Below are 10895 nucleotides of genomic sequence, written 5' to 3'. Positions count from 1 at the left end.
AGGCAGGTGCCCGGTGAGTGACGACCTCATCGACCGGAATGATCCCGGCATCGTGATCGACGCGCGGACCGGCCGCCTGTCCTACCGAGGCGAGCCCTACACCGGCGCGGTCGAACAGGTCCGTCCCGACGGGACCTGGATCGAGTACTGGAGTTACGACAACGGCGATCGGGACGGCGACTGGTCGGGTTGGTACGCCGACGGCACACAGCGGTACAACGGGCAGTTCTATCGGAACCGCGCGGTCGGGACCTGGCAGGAGTGGTATCCCGACGGTCGCCTGCGTCGCGTCGACGTCTACGACATCGATGGCAGGCCGGTGTCGAGTTCGGTGTGGGACTCCTCCGGTGAGCTGATCGAATTCGCCGACGAACGGACGGACAAGGGGATCGGACAGGAGGCGGTCGACGCGAGCGACCCAGCGGTCCGGGTCGACCCGGTGACGGACCGGACGACCTATGACGGTGCGCCTTTCACCGGTCAGCTGATCCGCCGCCCTGCGCCGAGCGCGCCGATCACGGAGGTGACGACCTACTCCGAAGGGCGGCCGCACGGGCGCAGCCGCGGTTGGTACATCAGTGGCTCGGACAGCTTCGACGGCGAGTACGCAGACGGCAGGGAGACCGGCACCTGGCGGGAATGGTTTCCCGACGGGCGACCGAAATCGGAGACGGTCCTCTCCGTCAACGGTGCACTGCGCTCGCGCAAGGTGTGGGACGAACGCGGCATGCTCGTCGTGGACGAACAGTAGGAGCACAGTGGAATTGAAGCCGGTGGCGATGTATCGCGAGATGTATCGAAAAGGACACCAGGACCTGCCCTCGCTGAGCACGGCGGATACCGACGATGTCGAATCGGATCGCGCCAGAATCCTGGACTACATGCACACCGCGCCCGGTGTGCTGGATGTGATGGAGTCGGTCGAGGATCTGGTGACCGGGGACGGATGGATTCCGGGTGGTTCGTCGCTGCATTCCGACGGGGAGTGGATATGGCGGGTCGATTCGTTGAAATATTTGGCGCAGCGCCCCTTGGCGCTGCCCGCCGAGTTCGTGGCCCGGGTACGAGCACACGACTACGTGCCGCCCGTGTTCGATCTCGATGATCCCGCCTTCGAAGACGCCATGATGGCATATTTCTGACTGCGAGCCGATCAGCGAGGAGAGGGTGAATGCTATGAGTGACGAGGCCGCCGGAAACGGTCGCGGTCACGCGGACGGGGCGTCGCCGCACGTGCTGCCCGCAGCCGATCTGGTTGATCTCGCCGTCCGGCTCCGTGCGCTCGAACCGGTCTTGCGGCTCGCCGACGCTCCCGCGGTGGCCCAAACCTTCGGCTGGCGCACGCTGGCGAGCAAGCCGCGCTGGGTCCTGCTCGACGCCGGATTCGGTCCTGGCAGCGGCAAATTCCACGCGGAAGACGGAACCGTGGTGCGGATCGAGGTGCGGCTGACGGATTTCGCCGCGGACGACCCGGAGGGGCACGCGTGGGTCGCTGCGGCATTCGACGACACGGTCGAGGTCCTGACCGGAGCCATCGGCACGCCGGATCCGTCGACCCCGGGTGTTTCGGAACAGGCCCGCTGGATCGGGCCGGAGACGACGCTCGTGCTGCGGCGGTCCCCGGTGTCGGTGTTGCTGTCGTGGGTGACCAACACACGCCTCGCGGCCGACGACCGCAATATCGAACTGGAAGACCAAGGTTCGCTGTGACCGGGTGGGACGCCTTCGCCGCCGGGCTTGCCGACGAATTGTCCACTGCCCCCGATACGTCGGTGATCGTGATCGGTGAGGCCGTACCCGCGGCGTCGTGGCGCTTCGTGCAGTTCAGGAAGGACGAGGGTGCGCTGTGGGCCGAACTGACGGCTGACCGGTGGCTGGAGCCGGGGTCGTGTCCCGATGAGGCGGGCCGCGCCGCCATCAGTCGGGCGGGCTGGCACCCGCCCGACGGCGTCGATACCTTCAATCGGTGGGTCGAGTTCGCGTGGCCCGTCACGACCGGGAACTACCGGCAGGCAGCGGCGATGGCGGTGGCCGGTCTGCGCGACGGGTTCGGGATCGCGAAGCCGGACGACCTGTCCTATGAGGCGTGGGTCGAGCGGTCGGGTAACCACCGACTGCTCCTGCCCTCGCTCGGGGTGCGGGAGAAGACCTGAGATCCCGCGGCCCCGGCCGCGAACGGTGTGACGATCAGTGCGAGCAGAGGAGTGACCGATGGCAGGGGAACAATCCCCCGACCAGACCGATCCTGATGTGGGTTTCACGCTCACCGCGGCGGTAGCGGAGGCCGACGAGGTCACCGAACGCGCTGCGGCACTGAGTCATCGAATCGCCCGCGAGGTCGGCGTGCTCGGCCCCGCCGGGTGGCGGCGGGTGGAGGCCACCTTCGCCATGACGGCGGCGGCCGAGGTCACCCTGATCGTGTTCGGCGACGACGTGGACCGGATCGCCCGCGTGTTCCCCAGCGAGGACCTGCTCGGTCTGCTGCGTGAGCATCGGCATCTGTCGGCGCAATTGGGTGACGGGCCGTGGTGGCGTTATCTGCTGTCGATGACGAGCTCGGGCCACATGGAGGTCGACTTCGACTACGGTGACGAGCCTTTCCCCGACGACCAGTTGTTCCCGCCGACGGTGTACCGCACCGATCTCGAGATCTACCCGCGCGAGCGGCTGCCGGTGTGGCTGGCCGCCTATGTGCGGCACGGTGATCGGCAGACCCGGAGCCCGGAGGCCGCCGCCGAACAGGCCCGAGTCGATGCCGCGGCGGGGCGCATCCCCGTCGGTTCCGCGCCGGACGAGGAGTTTCCGGCGCTGGATCCGATGGCGCGACGGTGGGCACTGATCGCCGCGGCGTTCGTCGCGATCCGGTCGGAGTGGGGACCGCGGATCTCGCCCGCCTTCCACATCTTCGAGGGTTCCACCCATCACGGCTCGACGCTGTGCCTGCTGCCGGGCGACCGCGCGGTGCTGTCGGGCGGGATCTGGAACGCGCCGGAACTCGATGCGGCCTACAACCATTCGGCCGCGCTGCCGCAGCTGTATGCGGGGGCGCCGGAGTGGGTGGCCGATCCGGTCCTGAACCGGCGCGCGGGCAACGGCATGCTCACCTTCTGCTACTGGTGGGAGCACGGCCGCTGGTATCGCGGCGGCTCGCCCGGCGCCGACGAGGTCGCTCCGGCGGTTCCCGGTATGTGGTCGACGCGGACCGTGGTGGATCTGCTGACCGGACTGCTCGGCGACACCGCGACCCGCGACCAGCTCGATGCGCTGCCCGGTCTGGTGCGCGCGGCCGAGCGGGCGGCGGTGGCGGTCGAGGCCTTCATCGCGGTGTTCCCCCGCGCGCGGTACGACGTCGACGGCGCCTGGTTCCAGCTGTCCCTCGCGGGCGTGGCCGTGGTGCGCGGAGCCGGACTCGCGGATGAGACGGACCGATGAGTGAAGACTTCGTCATCGATGATCCAGCCGCCTATACCGGCAAATAGCGGACCGGCCCCCTTGTTTTGGTGGCATCCCGACGGCGGTGCGAAGCCGGAAAATCGAGTAGGCTCTGTATGGGGCGCTCCGGAATCGGCGCGTGTGTGGAACGAGTCGGGTGAGTCTTCCGTGATCGTCTGACCGGAACTCGGGATTGTCGGTCACCGTGCGGTCACCAGCGAGAGTTGGTCAGTACATGCGGAATTCACTCAGCCAACCGTAGAATCACCTGCGAGCCGGGCGAATCGATGGTGTCGTGACGAGCGGTGCCGGGCGGGGCGTCGGTGACTGGGCTGACTGGGAGGCTCGAAGGATATGACACCGGGACCATCTGTGGCGCAACAGTGGGCGGGACTGCGTTCCGCGGCGTCCGAGGGCGCGTTGGTGCTCGAACCGAAGGCGCTGCCGGACCTGATCGCCGCGGCCACCGATGCGCGGGTACAGGTGAACACGGTGAAACTGTCGGTGGATGTGGTGGGTCATCTGAAGCGGTTCTCCTCCCTGGATTCGGGAAATCAGCTGGCGCAGCAATTCTCGGACAAGGCGGGGGAGCTGGCCGGGATCCTGGCCAAACATCAGACCATTCTCAACGATGTCGCCGAGACGTTCATGGACGCCGCCAGGCACTACAAAGGCGCCGATTCCGCGAGTCAGGTCGATATGGACCAGCTACGCACGACCATCGAGCAGAGTAAGACCAAAGGCTCCAAGCAGGCCATCTACGGGCCGTATGTCACGAACTATCCCACCGGAAACGGCGCGGTCAACCTGCCTGATTCCCTGTTGAACGGAACGGCTTTCGATCCCGCCCGCACGACGGCGGAGGATCCGGGCGCGTTCGACTACGAGAAGCTCGCGGGTATCCGCGATTCCATCGCGGGCGTGCCCTACTCGCTCGCGGGCGCGGTCGCGCAATGGCGTTACCTGGCCACATCGCTCGAAACCGACTTCAACACCCTGCACACCAAAGTCGAGGCCAGTCAGAAGTATTGGACCAGCCCCGGTGGTGCGAGCAAGGCCAGGGCGGCGATGACGAGCTACCACGACGGCAACGGAGTGCTCATCGAGCGGATGCGCCAGGTCGCGACGGCATTGGACTTGGCGGGACGCTGGCTGAATTCCACGGCGCTGCAACTGACCACCACGCTGACGCTGAATCAGTGCTACAAGGACGAGGCTGCCAAGCAGACGGCCAAGGAACAGGCCGCCAAGAACGCTCGGGCGGTCATGTGGTCGGTCTATGTGCCCGGCGTCAACGGCACCTCCAGCCATATCGCCACCCTGCCCGAGCCCACCGCGCCGATCACCACCGAGTCGGGACCGGGCCCTGGCACGGGCCCAGGAACCGGCCCTGGCACGGGCCCCGGTTCCGGTTCCGGTTCCGGCAACAACGCGGGTCTGTCGTCGGCCTTCCAGAGTGGCTTGGCCGCCCTGGCCCAGAGCGCGACGCAGGCGACCTCGGGGTCGCAGACCGCGGGCTCCGGCCAGACGCCAGCCCAGCAGGCGGCCGCCGCCGCGCAGCAGGCGAGTTCCGCGCTGCAATCCGGTCTGCAGCAGGCGAGTTCGGCGCTGCAATCCGGTGTGGAGCAGGCGAGTTCCGCCGCGCAGACCGCGGCGCAGCAGGCGGGCTTGTCGGGTCTGGACGGGCTGTCCGCGCTGCCGGGCATGGCGGGCCTGAGCGATTTGCAGGAGCAGGCGAAGAAGGCCATGAGTACCGCGGGCAAGGGTGGCGGTGGCTCGGGTGGCGGTGGTGCGCGCGGTGGCTCGGGCGCGGGCGGCGCGGGCAGCGGTTCGCCGACCTTGGACGCCGCCTCCCGGCTGTTCCCGCGTGCTTCGGTCGCCACCACGGCCGCCGAGGCGACATTCCGCGCCGGAGCGGCGTCATCGAGTGCGAGTTCGCCGATGGGCGGCATGCCGATGGGTGGCGCCGGCGCTGGCGCGGGCGGACAGCAGCAGAAGGAGCACAAGCGCGCGGAGTACCTCGATTCGGTGACCTACCTGGAGGAAGCGCTCGGTGACGCGCCCATCGTCGCCAGGCCGGTCGTGGAACAATGACGCGCACCTGGGAATTCACCGGCGATGAGTTCGATGCCCTGTGGACGGGTATCAAAGAAGAATTCATGCCGGACCCGTTCATCCACACCTGCCCGCCGCGCAGTGCCGAGGAAGGTGAATGGATCCGCAGGCAGGCCTACACCGAGATCCGGCAGCGCTGCGGCGCCGACCTCGACGAGATCGTGGACGTGCTGGTGCATCCCGACATTCGGGTGATCGTGCAGGGCTACGGGGGCGGTGCGAAGGTGTCCGACCCGGACCGGTCGGTGCGCCTGCTCGCGGCGCGCAAGGGTGACACCGGCTATCTGGTGCGCCAGCGGCCGGGCGAAACCATCTATCACGCGGCGGGTTTCGTCGTCACGCGGCACGAGGCCGTCGCGCTCGGTGACGTGATCGCCAGGGACATGCCCGAGGCCGAGGGGGGCCGTGGTCGGGAAATCGCACTGGACGAGCCCGACGAGACGGAGTTCGACTATTCCTATCATCGTTCGCTCGTACAGCATTACGACGACGCGGACGCCGCGCGGGCCTCGGAGTTCCAGCGGGCGACGGCCGAGCGCGAGGGCGTCATCCGCGTCGAACAGGGCTGGTCGCGGTTCGGTCCGCGCGGCGTGCTGCGTCTGCGGCTGGGCTGGCGCGATCTGGACGGCGACGGCCGCTACGTGGTGATGCCTGGCACGCCGCCGGTCGCGGTCGGTGCGGACCGCACCCGGGTGACCGGACTGATCAACGCGCAGATCGCCGAGGTCATCCGTGCCATCAAGGACGATCGAGCCTAGGGAGGGCAGATGGAGGAGGAATTTCCCACCGAGTTCACCGCGTCCTCGCTGACCGGGAGCATCGTGGTGCGGACCACCGAGCAGGGGCTGCCGGTGGGGATCAGTGTGGAAGCGGCGGAGCTTCGACGCGATCCGCACGCACTGGCGGCAGAGGTGCTGCGGCTGTGTCAGAAGTCGGCCAAGCGGGCCGGGCTGGCGCGGCGTAACCAGTTGGCCGCCGCGGGTTTCGATCCGGCACTGCTGGCGGCGACCGGGCTGCCAAGCGAGGCGGAGGTCGCCGCGGCGGAGATCGTCGAGGAGCAGGAGTACGACACGGAACCGCAGAGCTGGTTGAGGTCGGTGTGAGCATGGTCGAGACGATGGACGAGCTGGTGGCCCGGGTGCGGAACCAGCTCTACCGGTTGCAGGATCTGCAAGAGGCGACGGCGGGTATCAGGATCGAGGAGACCTCGTCCGACGGCGCCGTGACGGTGGTCGTGGACGGCGCGGGTGCGCTCGTCGGGCTGGACTTCACCGGTGCGATCGGCAAGCTCGCACCCGAGGAGTTCGAGGGGGTGCTGGTGCGGACCGCGCACGCCGCGCTCGCTCGCGCCTACGCCGAACGTGCTTCGCTGATCACCACTTTCAACGAAGCGAACACATGAGGTTCAACTGATTTTCACCGGGATGATGCGTAGCGAACGCCCGGGCTGGGTAGTTATGGTAGCGAGACACCGTTGCCTGTTTCGAGATTGGACGAAGGCCATGAATCATGTTGCGGTAGTTCCCGATGCAGTTCGTGCCTACGCGGGCGCCTCGGCCTCGATGGCGGCCGGTGTGGCGCAGGCGGGTGCGGTCGACCAGGCGGCGACCGTCGCCGCCGCGGTCCCGGTCTTCGGTCTCATCGGCCAGGAGTTCCTGCTGTCCTTCATCTACGCGCAGGCCAACCATCTCACCTCGGTCGCCCAGTTGGCCGCAGTGCACGCGGGTACCGCGCTGACGGCGATGGAAGCCGCCGCCACCTACGAGGGCGCCGACGCCGCGGGCAAGTTCGGCATCTCGACGGCCGCAGGGTAACCATGACTTATCCCGGGGGAATTCCGGTCGCCGGCGCCTCAGCGCCGGACCCGACGGTGCTGGAACTGCTGCGCGCGAGCTCACTGGCGCCGATGCTCGATAGCCCGGTCAGCGACGTGCTCTCGTCCATGGGCCTGCCGCAGTTGCCGCAGCTGCCGGAATTCCTGCACCTGCCGGAACTGCCGCCGCTACCGACGATCGACCTCACCGCGCTGATGCGGCCGCTGACCGAGCTGGCCTCGGCCTTCGGCACCGGGCAGCTCGGCGCCGTACCTACGGCGGGCGCCGGTGGCACATCCACCAATCCGGCGGACATGCTGTCGAATATCGGGTCGGTTCTGAGCACGGTGACGTCGCTGGGGTCGACGGCGCTGTCGACGGTGATGTCGCTGTGGCAGAGCGCCGCGTCCGCCGAGGCCGCGACCAAGGCAACCGCCGCCCAGTCCGACGGCGCCGCACTGGCCAAGCAGAGCGTCGAGGAGAAGACGACCCTGACCAAGGCGGCGGGCAGCGTAGCGATCGGTTCTGCGAAATTGTCCGCGGTGATCGCGCGGTACTCGGCGACGCTGGCCGCAGCCCCGGTCTATGCCCTGACCCCGGTCGGTCAGGCCGCACTGGTCGCGGCGACGGTCGAGGCGATCGGCGAGGGGCTTGCGATCGTCGCCGAGACGAAGACCGAGCTGGTCGCGCACAGCGCCGAGATGACCAAGGCCGGTCAGAAGGTCGAGGTCACCAACGCGCCAACCGGCGTCGACTCGGCCGAATCGCTCACCCAGCTGATGAGCCTGATCTCACCGTTGATCAGCACCGTGAGCACGGTGACCGGGTCATTGACTTCCCTTGCGTCGCAGACGAGTTCGCTGTCGACCTCGAACAAGACCGGGCCCGGCGCCAGTGCGATCGCGGGCGCGGGCGTGCCGGGCGAGAGCGCAGAGACGGGGGCCGATCTCGAGTCAGCGGGCGCCGGGGCCGGTGCTACCGGCGTCGGCGCGATCGGCGCCGTGGGCGGAGCGGGCGTGAGCGGTGCCGCGAGCACACCGCTGAGCCCGTGGCAGGGCCGCGGCACCGTGACGGCGGGCGCGGGCGGCGCCGGTACCACGAGCGCCACCGCGACCACGGCGGCGGCGAACGGCAACGCCGTCACCAGCGCCCCCGGCTACATGCCCATGGGCGGGGGCGCGGGCGGCGCCTCGCTCGCTCGCCCCGTTGACGGCGGCGCCGGCGACGCCGTGCACTCCCAGTTGGTCACCGCCCAGCACGGCGACGAGGTCGTCGGACCGATCGAAGGGGTGGCGACGCCGGTGGTCGGCGCCGCCGAGGTGTCGTCCACCGAGCCGCCGCCCGATAAAGCCCTGACCTTGTGACGCAGGTACGAAACCGAGGAGATCAGCCGTGAGCAACACTTTCGAATTCGACGCCGCCGCAGCGGGTAACGCGGCAGCGTCCCTGGACGCGCTGGTCGACCGGCTCGCCGGTGAACTGGCCGCGGTCACGCCCGCCCTGAACGTCGCCCCGGCGGGGGTCGACGAAGTGTCGGGCCGAGCCGCGCTCACCGCCAACGATGTCGCCGCCGACTTCCTCGCGAACGCCGATCGCGGCGTGCACGAGATGAGCAAGCTCGCCGCCGGTCTGCGCGCGCAGGTCGCCGAGTTCGAGCGCATGGAGTCCGACAACGTCGGCGGCTTCGGCGGTTCCTAGACGCGGATACAGAAAGCAGGACCGATGATCGAACCGCCGCAGCCCGGGTTCACCGGCGTGGTGTGGGAGGCGCGTGAGCCGTCGCGGCTGGCCGCCGATCTCACCACCGGTCCCGGACCGGTGCCCATGGCCGACGCGGCCGCCGCGTGGACGCGGCTGGCCACCGCACTCGGCACGGCCGTGCTCGACTACGAGCAGGTGCTGCGGACACTGCGGGGGTCCTGGCAGTCCGGGCGTAGTGACGAGGTGTGGGAACGGATCTCGACCTTGCGGGATTGGCTGGTGGAGACGGCGACCGCCGCCACCGCCAACGCCGCGCGTATGCAGGCGCAGGTGGTGGCCTACGAGGTGGCGGCCAGGACCATGCCGGGCGCCGCCGAGTTGATCGCGATCGCGCACGTGCAGCGGGCGCTGGAGAACGTGGGGTCGATGCTCGGCGCGCCGGTGAAAGCTGTTGCCGCGCACACCGATGCCGATGCCGACGCTGCCACGGCCCTCGCCTCCCGGGTGATGCGCAGTTACGAGGCGGCCGCCGAGCCGCTGGCGACCCCGTGGCTGCATGTGCCACCGCCGCCGATCGTGCCCGAGACCGCGCTGGCCGCCGAACGATCCGGGGGGACCCCGGACGCGGCGGCCACCGAGACCGCCGCGTCCGCACTGCCGGGAATCGGTGCGATGGGCCCGATCTCGCTGCCCCCGATGCCTGCCCCCGTGCAAACCGCCTATCGCGCATCGGTGTTCGCGCAGTCGACCACACCCGCGGTGACCACCGCGTCGGCCGCGCCGGTGTCCTCGCCCGCCGCGCAGGCCGCGCCGGTCGTGCCGGGCGCCATGGCTTCCGGCGGCGCCGCGGACGCGTCGCGCTTCCCGCGCGCGAGCATCGCCTACGAGGAATCCGATCAACTGGTGGTCGAGGGCGAGATCCAGGCCGCACCCGCGGTGCTCGGCGGCGCAGAACGGCAGGCGTCCCAGGCGAATACGGCGCAGCCAATACAGTCGCCGTCCGAGGGGCAGACATGACCACCCTCACCAACGACGCCCTGCTGGCCGTCGCCGAACGGCTCGGCGTGCAGACCATGCCGCTGGTCCTGGCGGCGGGCCCACGCCAGGACAGCTTCCAAGCCTGGCAGGCCGCCCGCGACCAGGCGGTCACGGAACTCACCGCCGACGGCACCTTCGACAGCTACGGCGACGTCGAACCCGGTCTCGCCGAGGCCATGTACACGCTCACCCAGCCCGAAGCGGAACTGTCCGGCCGCTCCTACGGCGCCGACGGCACCCGCAGGATCTGCCTGGCCCGCCGCGGCGCCCGGCACGCCACCGCGGTCCGCACCGGCGACGCCTTCGACATCGCCACCACCGACATCGACGGCTCCGACCGGGAATTGGCCCGCTTGCTGCTGGCCGCCCTGCCCGCCTGCCCGCCCGCCGAGGTCGCCGCGGCCAGTGTCGTCGCCGACGACCTCGCCCGCAGGCTCGACGCAGCCGAGACCACCACCGACTACGTGGACGCGATGTACGCGCTCGGCATCGACGCGCACGACGCGACCGTCCTCGGCGCGGCCTTCGGCGCCTGCCACGGCTACACCGAGATCGTCGCCACCGTCCACCACGACGGGCTGACCAGCCGAGCCCCTGGCGCGGTCGCGGTGTACGACACCGCGCGCGGCCGGATCGTCGTGGCGCCGACGACAGCGCCCGACGGACAGGTGTGGTCAACCATTACGCCGGGCACCGATCACCGCCTCACCCAGGCCGTCGGTGCGCTCCTCGAGGGGCTTCCCGGTGGGAGGTGGCTGCCCGATTAGACCGATCATCCACTCCCGTTCCACACAT

General features: G+C 69.5%; 14 protein-coding genes. All 14 read left to right on the top strand.

Features of this window, described 5'->3' with window-relative positions:
- Window positions 1-13 precede the first annotated feature (13 nt).
- The 14 genes from ABZS43_RS08340 (at window position 14) to ABZS43_RS08275 (ending at window position 10867) form a co-directional block, all read left to right on the top strand.
- The gene (locus ABZS43_RS08340; RefSeq protein WP_355035142.1) at window positions 14-751 is read left to right on the top strand and encodes a hypothetical protein; all 738 of its coding nucleotides are present in this window, start codon (window positions 14-16) and stop codon (window positions 749-751) included.
- Window positions 752-758: 7 nt separating this feature from the next.
- Entirely contained in the window at window positions 759-1142 is a 384-nt protein-coding gene (locus ABZS43_RS08335; protein WP_355035141.1) for a hypothetical protein, read from the top strand.
- Window positions 1143-1176: 34 nt separating this feature from the next.
- Window positions 1177-1710, top strand: a complete 534-nt coding sequence (locus tag ABZS43_RS08330) for a DUF6301 family protein (protein WP_355035140.1) — start codon at window positions 1177-1179, stop codon at window positions 1708-1710.
- Complete coding sequence (locus ABZS43_RS08325; RefSeq protein ID WP_355035139.1) at window positions 1707-2153, top strand: hypothetical protein; 447 nt, start codon at window positions 1707-1709, stop codon at window positions 2151-2153. Before ABZS43_RS08330 ends, ABZS43_RS08325 begins: the two co-directional genes overlap by 4 nt.
- Before the next feature lie 58 nt (window positions 2154-2211).
- Window positions 2212-3432: a hypothetical protein gene (locus ABZS43_RS08320; protein ID WP_355035138.1), complete on the top strand. Its 1221-nt coding sequence runs from the start codon at window positions 2212-2214 to the stop codon at window positions 3430-3432.
- A 354-nt stretch (window positions 3433-3786) separates the two neighbouring features.
- Entirely contained in the window at window positions 3787-5526 is a 1740-nt protein-coding gene (locus tag ABZS43_RS08315; RefSeq protein WP_355035137.1) for a hypothetical protein, read from the top strand.
- Window positions 5523-6305: an ESX secretion-associated protein EspG gene (locus tag ABZS43_RS08310; protein WP_355035136.1), complete on the top strand. Its 783-nt coding sequence runs from the start codon at window positions 5523-5525 to the stop codon at window positions 6303-6305. Before ABZS43_RS08315 ends, ABZS43_RS08310 begins: the two co-directional genes overlap by 4 nt.
- Before the next feature lie 9 nt (window positions 6306-6314).
- Complete coding sequence (locus ABZS43_RS08305; RefSeq protein ID WP_355035135.1) at window positions 6315-6650, top strand: hypothetical protein; 336 nt, start codon at window positions 6315-6317, stop codon at window positions 6648-6650.
- 2 nt (window positions 6651-6652) lie between these two features.
- Window positions 6653-6949, top strand: a complete 297-nt coding sequence (locus ABZS43_RS08300) for a YbaB/EbfC family nucleoid-associated protein (RefSeq protein WP_355035228.1) — start codon at window positions 6653-6655, stop codon at window positions 6947-6949.
- Between the two features lie 100 nt (window positions 6950-7049).
- A complete protein-coding gene (locus ABZS43_RS08295; RefSeq protein ID WP_355035134.1) occupies window positions 7050-7361 on the top strand; it encodes a type VII secretion target in 312 nt (103 codons plus the stop codon).
- A 2-nt stretch (window positions 7362-7363) separates the two neighbouring features.
- Window positions 7364-8725: a hypothetical protein gene (locus ABZS43_RS08290; protein ID WP_355035133.1), complete on the top strand. Its 1362-nt coding sequence runs from the start codon at window positions 7364-7366 to the stop codon at window positions 8723-8725.
- 28 nt (window positions 8726-8753) lie between these two features.
- Entirely contained in the window at window positions 8754-9059 is a 306-nt protein-coding gene (locus ABZS43_RS08285; protein WP_355035132.1) for a PE family protein, read from the top strand.
- Between the two features lie 24 nt (window positions 9060-9083).
- Complete coding sequence (locus ABZS43_RS08280; RefSeq protein WP_355035131.1) at window positions 9084-10079, top strand: PPE domain-containing protein; 996 nt, start codon at window positions 9084-9086, stop codon at window positions 10077-10079.
- Window positions 10076-10867: an ESX secretion-associated protein EspG gene (locus ABZS43_RS08275; RefSeq protein ID WP_355035130.1), complete on the top strand. Its 792-nt coding sequence runs from the start codon at window positions 10076-10078 to the stop codon at window positions 10865-10867. The genes ABZS43_RS08280 and ABZS43_RS08275 overlap by 4 nt, the downstream gene beginning before the upstream one ends.
- Window positions 10868-10895 lie beyond the last annotated feature (28 nt).

The sequence above is a fragment of the Nocardia sp. NPDC005366 genome (assembly GCF_040606855.1).
Lineage (GTDB): Bacteria > Actinomycetota > Actinomycetes > Mycobacteriales > Mycobacteriaceae > Nocardia.
Note: the sequence above shows the minus strand (reverse complement) of the source record. Positions and strands in the feature narration are given on the sequence as shown.

What these genes read in the sequence shown, in the direction of transcription:
- ABZS43_RS08330 (WP_355035140.1), top strand. Translation starts at nt 1,177, where the DNA reads ATGAGTGACGAGGCCGCCGGAAACGGTCGCGGTCACGCGGACGGGGCG.
- ABZS43_RS08320 (WP_355035138.1), top strand. Translation starts at nt 2,212, where the DNA reads ATGGCAGGGGAACAATCCCCCGACCAGACCGATCCTGATGTGGGTTTC.
- ABZS43_RS08315 (WP_355035137.1), top strand. Translation starts at nt 3,787, where the DNA reads ATGACACCGGGACCATCTGTGGCGCAACAGTGGGCGGGACTGCGTTCC.
- ABZS43_RS08310 (WP_355035136.1), top strand. Translation starts at nt 5,523, where the DNA reads ATGACGCGCACCTGGGAATTCACCGGCGATGAGTTCGATGCCCTGTGG.
- ABZS43_RS08305 (WP_355035135.1), top strand. Translation starts at nt 6,315, where the DNA reads ATGGAGGAGGAATTTCCCACCGAGTTCACCGCGTCCTCGCTGACCGGG.
- ABZS43_RS08300 (WP_355035228.1), top strand. Translation starts at nt 6,653, where the DNA reads ATGGTCGAGACGATGGACGAGCTGGTGGCCCGGGTGCGGAACCAGCTC.
- ABZS43_RS08295 (WP_355035134.1), top strand. Translation starts at nt 7,050, where the DNA reads ATGAATCATGTTGCGGTAGTTCCCGATGCAGTTCGTGCCTACGCGGGC.
- ABZS43_RS08290 (WP_355035133.1), top strand. Translation starts at nt 7,364, where the DNA reads ATGACTTATCCCGGGGGAATTCCGGTCGCCGGCGCCTCAGCGCCGGAC.
- ABZS43_RS08280 (WP_355035131.1), top strand. Translation starts at nt 9,084, where the DNA reads ATGATCGAACCGCCGCAGCCCGGGTTCACCGGCGTGGTGTGGGAGGCG.
- ABZS43_RS08275 (WP_355035130.1), top strand. Translation starts at nt 10,076, where the DNA reads ATGACCACCCTCACCAACGACGCCCTGCTGGCCGTCGCCGAACGGCTC.